Below are 16,654 nucleotides of genomic sequence, written 5' to 3' on the forward strand. Positions count from 1 at the left end.
GTACAAGGCACTTGGACATATGATGAAAGCATGAGATGTTTCAAGGAGGGGTATCATGCAGATTCATGTGGTGAAAAAAGGCGATTCCTTATGGAAGCTTTCACAGTATTATAGACTCCCATGGCAAGAGCTCGCTGCGGTAAACAGGCTGACATCTAAAGACAAACTTTCTGTTGGCCAGACACTATTTATCCCTACACCTTTTACTTATACAGTTCAGCCAGGAGATACTCTGAAAGAGATCGGAGATATGATTGGCGTTTCTGTTACACAGCTTCATCAGGCGAATCCAGGTGTTACAGATGCGAATTTAGTGGCTGGAAAGCAGTTGAATGTCCCAGAACGAACAAAAAGAGATATTACGACAAATGCATTTGCTGAACCCGTTCCAAAAGCAAAAGAAAATTTTGCTGCAGCAGCGAAAGGTTTAACGTATATTACAATGTTCAGCTATGAGGTAAATGAAAAGGGCGAATTAAAGCCGCTGGATGATACCGAATTTTTAAGAGACGCAAAAAATAAAAACGTAAAACCACTCATGTCTATTACAAATATTAAAGACGGGGAGTTCAGTGAAGAGGTTGGTACCGCGATATTAACAAACAAAGAAATCACGAACAAAGTAATTGATAATTCTTTAGCCATGATGAAGCAAAAAGGATACCAAGGAATATCTGTTGATTTTGAGTTTTTAGGAAAGAAAAATAAAGAAGCCTATAATCAGTTTTTAAGCACACTTACTGAAAAGATGCACCAGCAGAAATATATCGTGATGACTGCTGTAGCACCGAAGATCAGTGCAACGCAGATTGGTGAATGGTACGAGTCACATGATTATAAAGCTCATGGAGAGATCGTGGATTACGTCATTTTGATGACATATGAATGGGGTTATAGCGGGGGACCGCCGATGGCCGTCAGTCCAATCTCTTCAGTTAAAAAAGTGTTAGATTATGCTGTTAGCGAAATAGATCCTAAGAAAATACTAATGGGCATAAATCTATACGGGTATGACTGGACGCTTCCTTATAAACCTGGCGGAGAATTTGCTAAAGCATTGAACCCAGTTCAGGCAACACAGCTTGCAGGGAAAAGACAGGCAGCCATTAAGTACAACAGAAAAGATGAAGCCCCATATTTCAGATATTGGGATAAAGTTAAAAAAGAACATATTGTTTGGTTTGAAGATTTACGAAGCATGAAAGCGAAATTTGATATTGTCGATCAATATGGATTCGCTGGTGTAAGCTTTTGGAATTTATCATTTGGTTATCCTGTGTTTTGGAACTACTTAGTTGACCGTTACAATATTAAATAAAAAAATCCGCCAGCTGATTTAAGCTGGCGGATTTTTGTTTGTTATTGGTTGAAAGGAGGGAACTGTAAGCCCCCGTCGCCTTCCTCTTCTTCGTTTCCTCCGCCTTGACCAGGTGGAGGAGTTCCAGGTTCTTGACCAGGAGGTGGTTCAGTTCCAGGTTCTCCGCCAGAAGGAGGCGGTGTTCCCGGTTCACCTTGACCTGGAGGGGTACCAGGTTCACCTTGGCCAGGAGGAGTACCCGGCTCGCCTTCACCAGGCGGCTGCGGTGGTTGTTCTCCTTCCGGTGCTTCGATCGTGATTGATGTTTCAGCAGGTTCGCTTTCAGTGTTGTTTTCACTGTCGACTGCTATTACTTGGAATGTGTATTTACCAGGAGCAGGGGATGGAACAACAAATTTCGTATCGTTGATCGTTGCTCGTTCCTGCATCGGTCCATCATTATAGCTTGCAAGGACCTTAAAGGTAACACCTTCTTTTTTCTCGTACTTCCATTTTACTTCAATCTCATTTTTCTTTTCATCGAACTTCGCTTCAAGTCCTTCGATGCCAGCAGGTTTTTCAAACTTATCACTTACATCTGGCAGCTTAGATCCTTTGACGAACAATTCAATGATTTTTTCGGAATCTGGCGTAAACTCACTTGCACGTTTTCCAGTTCCTTTTTCCATCGGAACTTCAGTCACAGATTTCGGTTTCTTAAAGTCAGAGTTCTTATGCTTAAGCTGACTCATGATATCCTTAAAGATCTGTTTAGAATAATCGTCTTTCGTATTGTCGAGGTATAATGCATCACCGTTATCATCTTGGTAGGAATCATATCCTGTCCATACTGCTGCCGTATAAGTTGTCGTGTATCCGGCCATCCACGCATCTTTTGTAGCATTACTTGGCATGCCGTATTTATCCCGAAGGTCTTTAGGGTAGTTTGTCGTCCCTGTTTTTCCTGCTAAGTGCAGACCGCTGATATTAGCAGACTCACCTGTACCACGTTTCATAACATCTTTGAGCATATCTGTGATCATGTAAGCTGTATAATCTTTCATAGCCGCCTTCGGTTCTGGGTCGACTTCAATTACTCTTCCGTCTGGGAATTCAATTTTACGGATCGTTGTCGGTTTTGTGTAAACACCGCCGTTTCCGAATGATTGATAAGCACCTGCCATTGTAAGCGGTGATACTCCTTGTTCAAATCCGCCGATCGCATAAGACGGGTAAGTTGTGTCTGGATTTAAGTCAAATCCAAGCTTATTAGCAAAGTCAGTTGCTTCTTCTGGACCGACTTCTTGGAATGTCTTAACAGCCGTAGTATTTTTTGATTCAACGAGAGCCTGGCGCATCGTGATATCTCCAACATTTTTCTTGTTGAAGTTGTTGATCGTTACATCACCGATCTTGACTGGTTCGTCGTTTAACATATGAGCAGTGCTCCATTTTTTGTTTTCAATAGCCGGACCATAGTCAAGGATTGGTTTGATTGTTGACCCTGGCTGGCGAGTGATTCGAGTTGAGAATTGGTTGCTCAATTCGTTTCCGCGGCCGCTGCCGACTGCACGTATTGCACCCGTTTTCGTATCAACGATTGCAACACCAGATTGTAATAACTCATGCTCGGGTTCTAATTTAGCTTTTAATACATCTTCTGTAACTTGCTGAGCTTTAGTATCAAGATTCGTGTAAATCTTCAGTCCGGAAGAGAAAATGTCAGCTTCTTCAAGACCTTCAATATCTTTTAGATCATCCATTACTTGTTTAATATATGCATCATAAGGGCGTGTTTCTGTATTAAGTTTACCAGGGTTAATCGTATCTTTTACAGAAACACTCTTTGCCTTTTCTGCTTCTTCTTTAGAAATGAATTTATGCTGTGCCATCAAGTTTAAGACAACATTGCGTCGATGTTCAGCTTCTTTTGGATTTCGAGTCGGATCATAATAGCTTGGAGCTTTTGGTAACCCAGCCAATAAAGCAGCCTCGTGTACTTCTAATTCACTAACATCTTTATTGAAATAAGTTTTTGCTGCCGTTGCTACACCCCATGCGCCATTGCCAAAATAAATCTTATTCAAATACATTTCTAGAATCTGATCCTTAGAATACTTCTGTTCTAGCTGAACAGAAAGATATGCTTCACGGATCTTTCTCGTCAGGGATTTTTCATTCGTAAGTATCGTGTTCTTTATAACCTGCTGAGATATCGTACTAGCACCTTCAGCACCAAATCCTTCTGTTACGTTTGCAAAAGCAGCCCCGAATAAACGTCTTACATCAACACCGCTATGTTGGCGGAAACGTACGTCTTCCGTCGCGATAAACGCATTTTGTACAGGTTCAGGAATTTCATTTATCTTTACTCTGATCCGCTTTTCTTGTCCAGAAACAAGAGAAACTTCTTTATCATTCATATCCATGATTTTAGAAGATACAGGTGTTTCTAGTTTCTTCGGATCCAGCTTTGGAGAAGTAGCTGCGATTACACCTACGGTTAAAAGTCCTAATAATCCTAAAATAACTGCAAGCAATAGGAGAGTCTTCTTCCAATTGCGTCTTGGCTTTTTTGTTTTCTTTGCCGGTGTGGAGCCATTATTAGACGACGATTGTCTTCTTTCTACCCGGCTTCGGTAATCTTTTGACATAGTTTTACCAACCTTTCAACTTCGTAAAAAAACTAACATTATCAATATTCGTGGCCAATTCTGAGTTTATGAACAATCAAAGGGAAGGAGAGAAATAGACACGATCTACTGTTTCTAAATAATTCAGCCTAGGTTGATACCCGTTAGTAATAGAATGTCCTTTTTCTTCTATTTCACCCTTTGGAATAGATTTTCTCCCCATGCTTTGTTCCTTCCAATAGTGAACTAGGTAAGAGCTGTCCAGCAGATAGCTTTCATCCGTAGCAGAGAATCGAAGAATGATAAAAGATATCCCGCCATGATCTAGAATCTGCTGCATATGTGTAATCTGATGCTCATGAAAATTCTTAAGCGGAAAACTCGTCTTGTTCTTTGTTTCTTTCGCTTCAAAGTCAATATATCTTCCTTTATATACACCGTTATAGTCGGTTGTAGAGGCGAGTTTAAAGTATGCTTCACGAATGACAGCTGCAGATCGTTTCGGGTACTCAACATTCACGATTTGTACAGGAGTCGGTTTTTTGTGAATGACCGCTTTATTCGTCAAGAGATAGAATTGATTGCTTTGATTGATATCATCTTCGAGTGACATCCCTCTGTTGCTGTATGACACTTCTTTTTTAACAGAAGATGGGGAAGACGATCGTGTTTTGATTACAGAAGTCACTTTCTTACCATTTGGATAATGAAAGGTTCCCATGATTCATCTCCTTTTAATTAAAGATGGCTATGCGCATTATTACGAAAATAGATACACATAGCCCGCTTTAGTTTACTTTTCTAATAGTAAAGAAAGTTCATCTTCTTTAAAACCCATTACAACCTGTTTGCCCTCTTCGGTATCGATCACAGTAACAGGAGTTGCCGAAGCACCCAGATCCATGATTTCTTTCATATAGCTTTGGTTTTTTCGTATGTCGCGTTCTTCAAATTCAATATTATTTGATTTCAGCCACTCTTTTTCTGCGAAGCATGGAGGGCACGTTTCCTGTGTGTAGATGATTACTTTTTTCTCCAATTTTTATGCCTCCTTTTTCCATTTTGCATCTTTCATAAAGATTAGTTTACTCCTTTTTCTTACACGATACAAATATTTTATAGTGCTGAAGCGAACGATAAAAGAATAGGACGAAACTTAGGAGGCACAGCGTGGAAGAGCGATATCAGGATATTACAATAACAATCTTGGATAAGACGATTTCACAAAATCGTGATAATATTTCACGTACCGTAAGCTATGCCGCTTTTTTTAAAAGAAACCCTGAGATAAGATGGGCAATGCTCGCAAGTCTTGTTTCACGCAACGCTGGATACAGCATGTGTGATTTAAAGGGAGAATGGCTTCCAAGATTTTTGTCTGAAGACACAAGAAAACATTTGTTTCTTACATATGAACGTGGAAACTGGCTGATTTTCCAGGATGCTTATCCTCAGCTGCTGCTATATGAATACTCCAAAGTGAAAGGGGCTCCATTATTTGATCTGCTTGATAACTTTTATGTTTCAGCATTCATGAAAGAAGAATGGCACCGCTTTTGGATTGAAAGAGATTTAAAGAGAATATGTACATCACTGATCATCAATGAACAGCATGTGATCGAAAAGCCAGTGATTAGGCATTCTTTTTATAAAAAGAGGATTTTTTCGGGGATTCCATTTCTTTTACAGGATTACATGCATTTCAGCACAGTGCTCTTTCCTGTCCTTTCAGGCGATGTCTACGGAATTTCAGTTCATGGATTTAAAACTGTAAAAAACAGAATAGAAACGGGAAAGATACTTTACACCATTTTGTTTGAGTCCAGATGGAGTGAAGAGATTATTCGTTTTTCTGATGCAGTTACTCATACTGGTTCGCGGCATGATTTTGAAAAGTATGTCTATCCGAAAAAAATAAGGGAGACACCGTTTCTTAGGATGGTCTATCCGATTGTCCACCATCATAGAAAGCCTATGAAAGACTGGTATAGGAAGGGAATGAATACGGAGGTATTTTATCATCCCGTAAAAAGAATTCAAAAACCATGTCTTACAGATTGGTATAAACAAAAACAGAGACAGATTAAAATAGGCATCCTATTAAAAGAATGGATACAAAATCTTTAAATACAAAAAGACGGCAGAGGAGATGCCGTCTTTTCATTGGTTACGTGCTTGGAATATCGGGACCATTCAGTTTCTTATCACCATAACCCGTGTTTTGCTTTTGTTCTGTTTTTTCAGTTCCTTGCTGTTGTGAATATTGATCCTGCTTCCTTTGCTGTTTGCTTTCTTCGTTCATTTTATTGCACCTCCTTTTATAAACGTGAACTCATATTAGTTTTACGGTTGATGCGACTGAATATACAAACAATCAACAATTAGCTGTCGAATTTAAGTTGAAAAAGGAAATTTGCACTTTCTTTGCCGAATAAAAACTAGTTTTGTCACGTGTGAAGGGGATAAGAGGATAAAGCACGAAATTAATTACTACAAGAAAACGGGGAGGGATTCATAATGGAAATGGTGTTGAAAACCAAAACTGTCTCTGAGGAACTCGGGGTGAATCCGACAACGGTTCAGCGCTGGGTAAGACACTTTAACATTCAATGTGATAAGAACGAACATGGACATTATTTGTTTAAGCAAGAAGACATCGAGCAGTTAAGGGAAATAAAAGCTCAGCTCGACAATGGATTATTGATGAGTGATATTCAAATCCAGTCATTTCAAACATCAGAGAAATCCGTAGAACTGCCAACCCAGTTTGAAGAGAAGTTTGACCGGCTTAATGCAGCCATTAAATCATTAGAAAAAAAGGTTGAAGAGAAAGCTGATGCTGTTGTTTCGTATCAAATGCTGCAGCATGCATCAGAGCTCGAAGAACTTATAAAGAAAATGGAAAACATGGAGGCGCGTCTTCAGGATCTTGAGGTAGCCTTATTAAAAAACAATTATCCAGAAGAAAAGCTTTATGTAAAGGAAAAGCCAAAAAAGAACTGGTTTGTGAGTTTGTTTACACTATAAATAAAATGAAAAGTGTAAGTCTCTTCATTCTTTGGTACGATATAAAGAATGGAGGGACTTTTTTATGAGCAATTTGTACAAAAAAACGACAGAATTAATCGCTGATATTAATGAAGCGTTTCATATTTATAAAACAGAAACAAAGGCAAGAGAGACGGAAGCGGATTTTTATACTGAAGTTAAGCCGTTTGCAGACCGCATACATTTTAGGGTACAAGAGTGGGAGCCCCTGGCACGTGAATGGGTAATCACAAATAAACCTAAATACTTATATCCAATTCAGATCAAAACCGCGGCTGAAAACATCGGTTACCTGGGTGTTTATGTCTTTCAAAAAAATATGAAAGATAAGCGCATCACTGAAATGGTGAAATCGGTTTTGTATGTTTTAAACCAGATGAAAGAACAATTGAGTTCAAAAGAAGAATAAAATTTCACGTACCGTATGTTTAAATCGGATGTTTATTTTTTTCTTCCTATGCAAGGTGATTGAAGCGTAAGGTGCGTGCCTACCACATGAGAAGCATCTCGCCAGGCATGCGACGAGAAAGCTCGCTTCAGTAGCATATACTTGTAGGCGCAGGAGCAAGGATACTTCCTTGAAGCGGTCAGGTGGAGAATCCTAATGGCGCATAGCGGCAGGAGGCTCACCGCACGCCCCATGGAAAGCGAGCAACCTGAAGCTATCAGAGAGCAACAATGCTTACGAAAACAGTATTATTTTTAAATAAAGGAGCGAGCAAGATGTATCATCCATCGGTTTATGATAATCTAAAGGTTGTGCTTGAAGGTGCCGTATATGATTTGGATTTTGCTGGCGCGATAGAAATTGTAGATCGAAGAGATTTAGTGGATCTTGCCGTTATCGGCAGAAGCTATTCAATTGATTTTATTGTTTCAGGAATCAGTCAGTCTTTTAAAGGAAATCTTACTTTAAATACAAATCTTGAAAATTACGCAACTGAAAAACTAAAAGACAATCCTGAAGGGGCTGGCAGCAAGGTTTCCATATTTATAGAAACGCCTGTTTATGAAATTGAAACAGATTGTAAACAGCTTCAATCCATTTTGAAAAAATGGTCAGAAGGTGATTTAAAAGGAGACATTCAGCAAAAACTTACCTATATATATGGAGAATCAAGAAACGTTTTCAGCAACAAGATTTCCATCCATTTACAAAAGCCTTTTTCTGAAGAAGAACCTGAACGTTTTTCACTAGTACTTGAACAGGTTATCGCATCAATGAAAGAAATGAATGAATATTTTAAGGGGTATAAAAAATGACACAACTGATACATAGTTTTCCGGAATTTATCCAAAACGCTTGGAATAAAAGCGGATTTACGTCACTAACTGACATTCAGGAGCGCGCTATTCCTAATTTATTTGAGAATAAAGACATCGTTATTGAGTCGCCGACTGGAACAGGCAAAACTCTTGCATATGTTTTGCCTGCACTTGCGAAGCTAGATCCAGAAACAAAAAATGCACAAGTAGTATTTCTTGCACCAACTAGAGAGCTTGCCATGCAGATTTATGAAGTTTGCCAAAAGTTCACCGAAAACAGCGGGCTCAGCGGTGCTTCTCTAATTGGAGGAGCAAATATGCAGAGACAGCTTGATAAATTGAAGAAAAAACCTCAATATATCGTTGGGACACCAGGACGAGTTAAAGAATTAATACAAAACAAAAAATTGAAGGTGCATGAAGTTAAAACGATTGTCATTGATGAAGCGGATCATATTATTGAAGCTGGTTTTAACGGAGATGTCGAACAAGTAATAGCTGCCACCTTAAAAGATCGCCAGCTCGTATTTGTTTCGGCAACAATTAATAAAAAGACAGAAGATTGGTCTAATAAATTAGCAGTCGAACCATCAATAATCAAAGTCGAAAAACAAGAAACATCAAACCAGGTGACACATACGTTCATGGTATCTGAGTACCGTGATAAGGTGGATAACCTTCGAAAGCTAATTCGCCATACACCTGGCATCAAAGCGATTGTTTTTATAAACAGTTCTATGAAAATGGATGAATTCGCTTCAAAGCTTGAATACAAAAAGATTAAACTAGGTGTTCTAGCAGGTAACTCTACAAAACAAGAGAGACAAAAAGTATTAAATGATTTTAAAAGAGGGAAAATTCCAGTACTTTTAACAACGGATGTTGCGACACGCGGTCTGGATATACCTGATGTGACACATGTAGTACATCTTGAACTCCCCGAAGATGTTAAACAATATGTTCACCGTTCAGGAAGAACCGGCAGAATGGGGAAGGAAGGAATTGTTGTCTCACTCGTAACAAAAGCTGAATTGTCATCTGTAAAGAAATGGACTGCAAATATAAATGTGCCCCTGCAAAAACAGCTCTTGGAAAGAGGCAATGTAGTTATAGAAGATATTCAAAAAAATACGGTTAAGAAACAGTCACCTCAGAAAAATGGGGTAACAGCGAATAAAAAGCTTTTTTCTGCTAAGAAGAAAAGAGATTCAAAAGACAGCAGATAAAAAGTTTTTGTTTTTGACTCGTTTGTGTGGATATTTTAAAAAAGGAATTACGGGTTTAATAAGAGAATTTTCCCTATAAAGGGGAGATTATTTTGGAAACCAAAGAATTTTTATATCAAATAAAACCGATTCGATCAGATTTTTTGGAAAATCAGTTACAAGAAGAAAAAAATGCTTTAGAAGCTCATTTTTTCTACCTTCAAAATCTTTTGCAAGAAGATAAGCTCGTGCTGGCAGGTCCATGTCTAGATGCATCTTTCGGTTTAGTGATTTTGCATAATGTTGATAAAGAAGAAGCGAACAGCATCATGCTTAACGATCCTGCTATTATACACGAGATAATGACAGGAGAATTATTTCCGTTTCGTATATCGCTTCTGAAAAAATAAGGTTCTTTTCTAAAAGACTGTTGCTTTGCTTTGAATCAATTTAGTGTGAGACCCTTCGTTGACAAGTTGATTGAAAAGCGAGCATCCTGGAGTGGAAATCAACCACTTCTAATAGCATCAAAGTTTACGAAAAAGGTTTATATAAAAAGCATGCAGCTTCTGGCTGCATGCTTTTTTCGTGGAAATCGTCTGGAAGATCTTTATTTTTTGAAAAGCTGTACCCAAGCTCCTTGATAATAAGCAACTCCAATAGAATCATAATTTGTGCTTAATATGTTTTGTCTATGACCCGGGCTATTCATCCAATCGTTCATAACTGCTTGTGGTGAAGTCTGTCCTTTTGCAATGTTTTCACCTGCTGCAGTGTAATTGATACCAAAGCTGCGCATCATGTCAAAAGGTGACCCGTAAGTTGGTGAATTGTGGTCGAAATAATTCTTAGCAATCATGTCTTTTGCTTTTGCCAAAGCAACATTGCTTAATTCAGCATCAAGTGTTAATGGGGCAAGGCCTGCCTTTTGCCGCTCTTGATTCACCAATTGTGAAACTTGAGTTGCGTATGCACCAACAGAAGATTGAGCTGGAGCAGGTGCGGCAGGTTTTTGTGCAGCAGAAGCTGGCAGATCTAAAACTTGTCCAGGGTAAACCCAGTTGATTTGTCGTACTTGCGGATTTGCCTGTTGGATTGCCCATAGACTAACATTTGACGCCGAAGCGATTTTATATAATGTGTCTCCAGTTTTTACTGTATATTGTTTTGAAGACGATGGAACATAAAGAGTTTGTCCAGCATAAATCGATGAACTGTTTAATAGGTTCATTCTAATTATGTTGTTCAAACTTACATTTTTATCTTGAGAGATACTCCAAAGAGTATCGTTCTGCTGAACCGTATATGGTGTGGCTGCATATGTTGCAGACCCCATCAAAAGAAAAGCTGAAATACTTAAAGAAGCAATTTTTAAACGCATTATATCCCCCGAAATCCTAGTTCCTCCAACGAATCCCACTAATTAAATATTCACACAATGTAAGCGCTCAAACAACTGGGAATGGCAGAGAATTTTTGTAAATAAATGTATCTATGGTGGCAGTTTAGTTCTTTTTAAAGGAATTTCATGCCGAATTGTTGAAGTAAAATAATAAGTTGATAAAATGTAAAGGGATGATGTTATGAGTTTGCATAAAGCAGCTATGGAAGGAAATGTTTACGAATTACAAGCGCAATTAAACGATAAGAATACCGATGTAAATCAGATTCAAGATGGATGGTCACCGCTTCATCTAGCCTCACATTTCGGAAATGTTGAAGCAGCAGCACTCTTGCTTCAAAATGGAGCAAACATTCATATAAAATCAGGAAATGAGATGGCTAACACACCGCTTCACGCGGCAGCTGCAAATAAGAACAACCGTAAAGAAATGATGAGTTTACTGCTTTCTCATGGTGCCGATATTAATGAAAAACAAAGCGGGGGATGGACCGTGCTGCATCAGGCTGCTCACAATAATGATCCTGAAATGATTCTTTTCTACTTAGAACACGGAGCAGATCCTTATTCAGCAAAAGAAGATGGAAAAACGGCATTAGAATTGGCTGAAGATGAACAACTTCGTGAAGCCGCTTCTGTATTGCGAAACTATACACTAAATAAAATCTAAAATACAGGGCAGCCTGTATTTTTCTTTTTTTAATAATTTGTTATTATAAGAAAGGAGTTTTTAAGAAGCAGAAGTAGGTGGAATTATGCAATATCAAGTTTTGTTGTATTACAAATATGTAACTATAGATGATCCGGAATCTTTTAAAGAAGAACATCTTGCCTATTGTAAGGAACTTGGCTTAAAAGGGCGCATCCTAGTTGCCCGTGAAGGAATAAATGGAACGGTTTCTGGAACGATTGAACAGACCCAAAAATATATGGATGATATGAAAAATGATCCTAGATATGCAGATACGGTTTTCAAAATAGAAACTTCAGAATCTCATGCATTTAAAAAGATGAAAGTCAGAGTGAGACCAGAATTAGTGCATCTAAGTCTTGAGGATGATGTGAATCCAAATGAAACTACAGGTAAGCACCTTTCCCCAAAAGAATGGCTTGCAGCTATGGAGCAAGAAGACGTAGTAATCCTGGATGCACGTAATACGTATGAATATGATCTTGGACATTTCAAAAATGCGATCAGACCCGATGTGGAGACATTTAGAGAACTTCCACAATGGGTGAGGGAAAACTTTAGTCAGTTTAAAGATAAGAAAGTACTAACGTACTGCACAGGTGGAATCCGCTGTGAGAAGTTCTCTGGTTTTCTTTTAAAAGAGGGATTTAAGGATGTTTCTCAGCTAGCAGGCGGAATAATCAGCTATGGTTATGACGAAGAGGCAAAAGGGAAGCTCTGGGATGGGAAATGCTATGTATTTGATGAACGAATCTCAGTTCCAGTAAATCGAAGCGGTGAAGAAACAGTTGTCGGCAGATGCTGTCACTGCGGAAATCCTGAAGAACGGTATGTGAAATGCGGAAACCCTGAATGTAATGCACACCTATTAATGTGTGAGTATTGTGAAAAGGAACATAAGCGATCTTGCAGCAAGGAATGTCTTGAGCATCCTTGGAATCGCTATATAAAAGAACAAGAACGAGAAAGCTCTCCTAAATAGGAGGGCTTTTTTTCTCCTATTTTTTGTTATATAGCGTAAAATAATTATTAGGGGGTATGAAGATATATGAAAAAGTATAATCTTTTACTAAGTGTCTGTTTTATATGTTTTTTATTATTTGTATTTTATGAATCTCGGATAGTACGTGCATTCGATGATGCCGCAAGAGAATTCATTCTAAGTTTGAGAAACGATACGTTAAATGAAATTGTTACCGCCTTTACATATTTGGGCGATGCCAAAGTTTTAGCGTTATCATGTATATTTGGTGTAATAGGTTTATTCCTTTTTAGAAACTGGCTGAGCGGTATTCTTCTGCTTGCAAGTATAGGAATTTCCTATGGTGTGAATCTTCTATTAAAGAATGTATTTGAAAGGGAACGTCCATTAGGAAGTCGTTTATTAGAAGAGGATGGGTTTAGTTTCCCCAGCGGGAACGCTATGGTAGGAACATCTTTCTATTTATTTTCAGCATTCTTGCTCTATCAAAAATTCCAAAAGCCATGGATTCTTTGGATCGGTGCAATGCTTCCATTTTTCTTGAGCGTAAGCCGCGTCTATGTAGGAGTACACTTTCCATCCGATATACTTGCAGGATTCAGCATTGGATTAGCTTTTTGTGTTTGTTTAACAATTATATACAAAACTTTAAATGCTAAATCTGCAGAAATACAAATCAATAAGAATACCTATTTATAGATTTTCAATTGTTATGGTTTTTTGATATAATAAGTAGTAATGTTTACGAGAGGGTGCAAAGAGATGCTGCCAATTGTGTTTCCTGAAAACAAACTTGAGTATATACCAGCTTTTATAACACTAGCCATCTTTACAATATTCGCGTGGCGAACAGTTGTATTTTTTAAAAAACATTCTGCAAAAGAATTAAAAAGAGCTCAATTAGTAGAAGAAGATCTACTCAGCAAAGAGACGCAAAACAAGGACATATAACGAGTTCTTGTTTTTTTTTTGAAAAAATTTATATTTCTATGAATAGGTTTTCAAAATTAACCCATACTACCTTTAACGGAAAAACAACTTTGCTTTTCCGTACATATTATCTCCCAAAGGAGGGAAATCGCATGGCACGTAACCAAAGCAACCAAATCGTAGTTCCTGGAGCACAAGGAGCTCTTGATGCAATGAAGCAAGAGATCGCTGCTGAGTTCGGAGTACATCTTGGACCAGACACAACTTCTCGTGCAAACGGATCTGTTGGTGGCGAAATCACTAAGCGTCTTGTAGCACAAGCGCTAGGCGGACTTCGTTAATCCAGCAACCTCCTTGTAAGAAATAACCCGGGATTCGTTCCGGGTTTTTATTTTTTTGTAGACAACTTATATTTATAATGTTACCATTTAGTCACACATTAAATGTTACCAATTTGGCACATATAAGCTAAAGTAAAGAGGGTGGTATTTAGCGAAATGGTTAACCAAGATCTCGTTGATGTCTTTAAAGCATTATCACATCCAATTCGTATTGATATTTTGGACGATTTAAAGAAGCAGCCGCTTTCTACAGGTGAGATAAGTGAAAAGTATGATGTTTCGAGATATGCAATCATGAAACATCTTAGTGTTCTTGTAGATGCTAACCTCGTACTTATTAGGCGAAAAGGAAGGATGCGCCTCAACTATTTAAATGTCATCCCGCTGCAAAAGCTTTATAACAGGTGGGTCAGTAAATATGAGGCACCAGTTGCCCAAGGATTGATACAACTTAAAAACTTAGTTGAAGAAAGGGAAGAGGAGAAAATGGAACAAACAACTGAAAGAAAAGTAGACTCATTCGAGATCGAACAGGAGATAGTTATACAGGCAGGAAAAGAAACTGTATTTAAAGCGTTGACGAAAGACATAAACAGCTGGTGGAAGTTTAGGCTCGGAGAAGAAAGTTCAACTTTAATCTTTGAACCCCATTTGACGGGTCGTTTTTACGAAGACTGGGGTAATGGTGAGGGTGCCATATGGGGAACGGTAACTTATTTTAAAGAGAATGTGGAAATTCGGTTAAATGGACTGCTGGGTATGAGTGGTGCTGTTAACAGCTTTTATTCTTATAAGTTAACTGAGGAAGATAATAAGACTGTTCTTCAACTGACACACCATGCTGCAGGAATTCTTGAACCACATTGGGAAGAAGCTCATCGGCATGGCTGGAATGAACTTCTTGCTGTTCATTTAAAGAATTTTATAGAAGAGAAATAAGGTGCAGAAATGGTAAATGTCGTAACGGAAATAATCATTAATATTCCTCAAGAAAAGGTAGCACAGTATGCTGCAAATCCTGATCATGCTCCAGATTGGTATGTGAACATCAAATCTGCAGAATGGCAAACCGAGAAAACACTACAAACCGGTTCTAAAATAGCATTCATAGCAGAGTTTTTAGGAAGAAAATTGGAGTATGTATACGAGATTGCAGACTATACTCCAGGGCAAAAGCTCGTTATGAAAACGGCTGATGGGCCGTTTCCAATGGAAACGACCTATACTTGGGAATCTATTAATGGAAATCAAACACAAATGACTTTACGGAATAAAGGAGTTCCATCAGGTTTTTCTAAAATATTTGTTCCATTTATGTCTTTAATGATGAAAAAAGCTAATAAAAAAGATTTAATAAAAATAAAAGAAATTCTGGAAAAACAAAAGCTTGAGAACTGAACTCAAGCTTTTTCCCTTTAATTATTTGCATATATTCTGTCGACTGCACTTAAATTTACATTTAGCTGTAAACTATGCTCATCGCGTAATCTCTTGAAAATTTGAAGAGTAGTATCAATCTGATCATCAGTATGACTTGCAGTCGGTATAATGCGGAACATGAACAATCCTTTTGGGATAACCGGATACATAACAGCTTGTAGAAACAAGCCGTTATCTCGTAAGTATCTAACCCAATGAAGTCCCATTTGAAGGTCGCCCCCAGGAACATAAACAGAAATAATAGGGGAAGGAGTATCAGCTACAAAATAACCTATTTCTCTTAAACCGTTTGAAAGCTTTTGTGATACTTGAAAAAGTCTATGGCGGCGGTCATGACCTGACGAAACAAGCTCTAATGTTTTCCGAAGACTTTTTACATAAACCATCGGCAAACTTTTTGCGAAAATTTGCGTTCTTGCATTGTAGTGAATCCAATCCACAACTTCCTTGCTTGCAGCTGAAACACCGCCAATAGCAGTAAAGGCTTTTGCAAAAGTAGATAAGTATATATCTACTCTGTCTTGAACTCCAAAATGCTCACCAACACCTTTACCGCCCGGCCCCATTACTCCGAACCCATGTGCATCATCGACAAAAAGGCGTGCATCATACTTTTCTTTAAGATCACAAATCGCATCTAGCTTTGCGATGTCACCAGTCATTCCATACACACCTTCTGTTAGTATTAGTACACCGCCTTTACGGTTCTTATTTACTGCCTTTAATAATTTTTCAAGACTGTTCATGTCATTATGCCGGAAAACACGAAGGTTCCGCGGATCGCTCACCGCGAGTTTTGCTGCGTCTATGATAGAAGCATGACAAAGCTTATCCATGATTACGATATCATCTTTGCCAACAAGCGAAGCAATCGTACCGATAATGCCTAAATAACCAAAGTTAAAAAGGATAGAAGACTCTTTTTCAGCGAAAGAAGCTAGTTCCTCTTCAAGCAGTACATGCTCCCGCGTGTTGCCGCTAACCATGCGGCAGCCCATTGGACCGCTAACACCCCATTCTTCGGCTGTTTCCACTGCGATTTTCTTTATATCTTCGTTTTCTGCCAACCCTAAATAGTTGTTAGTAGCCCACATGATTTTGTCTTGTCCTTTAAATGACATTACTGTTCCGGGAACAGAATCTAAAACTGGTGATACAAAATACTGATCATCTGAAACCCGGAAGTCCCCGAAATAACCTTCATTTGTTTTACATTTATCAAAGATATCAATGTACTTCGTTTGAATCTGTGTCATATGAAACCACCTTTTCGAATATTTGAATGTTTGTCTATTTCGGTAAAATTTTACAATTACCTTCAATGTTCGATATAAAAATTTTTGAGATTTGTCCTTTTAAATAAAAGCTAAAAGAAATTCAAAATTTCATGTATAATGAAAGCGTTAACAAAGTGTTTAT

General features: G+C 38.3%; 20 protein-coding genes. 14 read left to right on the top strand and 6 right to left on the bottom strand.

Going from position 1 to position 16,654, the window contains the following annotated elements:
- Nucleotides 1-55 precede the first annotated feature (55 nt).
- Nucleotides 56-1,318: a glycosyl hydrolase family 18 protein gene (locus tag ACFW35_RS08500; RefSeq protein WP_379845046.1), complete on the top strand. Its 1,263-nt coding sequence runs from the start codon at nt 56-58 to the stop codon at nt 1,316-1,318.
- A gap of 41 nt (nt 1,319-1,359) precedes the next feature.
- Here the strand turns inward: ACFW35_RS08500 and ACFW35_RS08505 are convergent, their stop codons facing one another.
- The 3 genes from ACFW35_RS08505 to ACFW35_RS08515 form a co-directional block, all read right to left on the bottom strand.
- Nucleotides 1,360-3,951: a PBP1A family penicillin-binding protein gene (locus ACFW35_RS08505; RefSeq protein WP_379845047.1), complete on the bottom strand. Its 2,592-nt coding sequence runs from the start codon at nt 3,949-3,951 to the stop codon at nt 1,360-1,362.
- Between the two features lie 76 nt (nt 3,952-4,027).
- The gene (recU, locus tag ACFW35_RS08510; RefSeq protein WP_379845049.1) at nt 4,028-4,651 is read right to left on the bottom strand and encodes a Holliday junction resolvase RecU; all 624 of its coding nucleotides are present in this window, start codon (nt 4,649-4,651) and stop codon (nt 4,028-4,030) included.
- 72 nt (nt 4,652-4,723) lie between these two features.
- On the bottom strand, nt 4,724-4,969 hold the full coding sequence (locus ACFW35_RS08515) for a glutaredoxin family protein (protein WP_379845050.1): 246 nt from the start codon (nt 4,967-4,969) through the stop codon (nt 4,724-4,726).
- Between the two features lie 131 nt (nt 4,970-5,100).
- Between ACFW35_RS08515 and ACFW35_RS08520 the strand changes: the two genes are divergently transcribed.
- The gene (locus tag ACFW35_RS08520; RefSeq protein WP_379845052.1) at nt 5,101-6,057 is read left to right on the top strand and encodes a DUF2515 family protein; all 957 of its coding nucleotides are present in this window, start codon (nt 5,101-5,103) and stop codon (nt 6,055-6,057) included.
- Nucleotides 6,058-6,097: 40 nt separating this feature from the next.
- Here ACFW35_RS08520 and ACFW35_RS08525 read toward each other — a convergent pair whose 3' ends face one another.
- Nucleotides 6,098-6,232: a hypothetical protein gene (locus ACFW35_RS08525; protein ID WP_379845053.1), complete on the bottom strand. Its 135-nt coding sequence runs from the start codon at nt 6,230-6,232 to the stop codon at nt 6,098-6,100.
- Nucleotides 6,233-6,447: 215 nt separating this feature from the next.
- Here ACFW35_RS08525 and racA point away from each other — a divergent pair, with 215 nt between their 5' ends.
- The 5 genes from racA to ACFW35_RS08550 all read left to right on the top strand — a co-directional run bounded on the left by racA (nt 6,448) and on the right by ACFW35_RS08550 (nt 9,859).
- Nucleotides 6,448-6,957 carry a chromosome-anchoring protein RacA gene (gene racA, locus ACFW35_RS08530; protein ID WP_379845055.1) on the top strand — a complete coding sequence of 170 codons (510 nt, stop codon included), beginning with the start codon at nt 6,448-6,450 and terminating at the stop codon, nt 6,955-6,957.
- Between the two features lie 64 nt (nt 6,958-7,021).
- Nucleotides 7,022-7,387 (top strand): DUF1798 family protein, encoded by a 366-nt coding sequence (locus ACFW35_RS08535; RefSeq protein ID WP_379845056.1) that lies wholly within the window; start codon nt 7,022-7,024, stop codon nt 7,385-7,387.
- Between the two features lie 314 nt (nt 7,388-7,701).
- Complete coding sequence (locus ACFW35_RS08540; RefSeq protein ID WP_379834414.1) at nt 7,702-8,241, top strand: hypothetical protein; 540 nt, start codon at nt 7,702-7,704, stop codon at nt 8,239-8,241.
- Nucleotides 8,242-8,246: 5 nt separating this feature from the next.
- Nucleotides 8,247-9,470, top strand: coding sequence for a DEAD/DEAH box helicase (locus tag ACFW35_RS08545; RefSeq protein ID WP_379847436.1), 1,224 nt, complete (start codon nt 8,247-8,249; stop codon nt 9,468-9,470).
- A gap of 92 nt (nt 9,471-9,562) precedes the next feature.
- A complete protein-coding gene (locus ACFW35_RS08550) occupies nt 9,563-9,859 on the top strand; it encodes a YciI family protein (RefSeq protein ID WP_379845058.1) in 297 nt (98 codons plus the stop codon).
- A 200-nt stretch (nt 9,860-10,059) separates the two neighbouring features.
- Here the strand turns inward: ACFW35_RS08550 and ACFW35_RS08555 are convergent, their stop codons facing one another.
- Complete coding sequence (locus ACFW35_RS08555) at nt 10,060-10,830, bottom strand: LysM peptidoglycan-binding domain-containing protein (RefSeq protein ID WP_379845059.1); 771 nt, start codon at nt 10,828-10,830, stop codon at nt 10,060-10,062.
- A 202-nt stretch (nt 10,831-11,032) separates the two neighbouring features.
- On the opposite strand from ACFW35_RS08555, the gene ACFW35_RS08560 reads away from it, so the two are divergent.
- The 7 genes from ACFW35_RS08560 to ACFW35_RS08590 all read left to right on the top strand — a co-directional run bounded on the left by ACFW35_RS08560 (nt 11,033) and on the right by ACFW35_RS08590 (nt 15,193).
- On the top strand, nt 11,033-11,521 hold the full coding sequence (locus ACFW35_RS08560) for an ankyrin repeat domain-containing protein (protein WP_379845061.1): 489 nt from the start codon (nt 11,033-11,035) through the stop codon (nt 11,519-11,521).
- 85 nt (nt 11,522-11,606) lie between these two features.
- The gene (locus tag ACFW35_RS08565; protein WP_379845062.1) at nt 11,607-12,524 is read left to right on the top strand and encodes a rhodanese-related sulfurtransferase; all 918 of its coding nucleotides are present in this window, start codon (nt 11,607-11,609) and stop codon (nt 12,522-12,524) included.
- 66 nt (nt 12,525-12,590) lie between these two features.
- Nucleotides 12,591-13,223: a phosphatase PAP2 family protein gene (locus tag ACFW35_RS08570; RefSeq protein ID WP_379845064.1), complete on the top strand. Its 633-nt coding sequence runs from the start codon at nt 12,591-12,593 to the stop codon at nt 13,221-13,223.
- Nucleotides 13,224-13,286: 63 nt separating this feature from the next.
- Nucleotides 13,287-13,475, top strand: a complete 189-nt coding sequence (locus tag ACFW35_RS08575; protein WP_379845066.1) for a hypothetical protein — start codon at nt 13,287-13,289, stop codon at nt 13,473-13,475.
- Between the two features lie 131 nt (nt 13,476-13,606).
- Nucleotides 13,607-13,795 (top strand): alpha/beta-type small acid-soluble spore protein, encoded by a 189-nt coding sequence (locus tag ACFW35_RS08580; RefSeq protein ID WP_066290324.1) that lies wholly within the window; start codon nt 13,607-13,609, stop codon nt 13,793-13,795.
- 156 nt (nt 13,796-13,951) lie between these two features.
- The gene (locus ACFW35_RS08585; protein WP_379845067.1) at nt 13,952-14,734 is read left to right on the top strand and encodes a metalloregulator ArsR/SmtB family transcription factor; all 783 of its coding nucleotides are present in this window, start codon (nt 13,952-13,954) and stop codon (nt 14,732-14,734) included.
- A 9-nt stretch (nt 14,735-14,743) separates the two neighbouring features.
- A complete protein-coding gene (locus ACFW35_RS08590; protein WP_379845069.1) occupies nt 14,744-15,193 on the top strand; it encodes an SRPBCC family protein in 450 nt (149 codons plus the stop codon).
- 17 nt (nt 15,194-15,210) lie between these two features.
- Here the strand turns inward: ACFW35_RS08590 and ACFW35_RS08595 are convergent, their stop codons facing one another.
- Nucleotides 15,211-16,491 (bottom strand): aminotransferase class I/II-fold pyridoxal phosphate-dependent enzyme, encoded by a 1,281-nt coding sequence (locus tag ACFW35_RS08595; protein ID WP_379845070.1) that lies wholly within the window; start codon nt 16,489-16,491, stop codon nt 15,211-15,213.
- Between the last annotated feature and the right edge of the window lie 163 nt (nt 16,492-16,654).

This window comes from Fictibacillus sp. NPDC058756, assembly GCF_042746035.1.
GTDB lineage: Bacteria > Bacillota > Bacilli > Bacillales > Fictibacillaceae > Fictibacillus.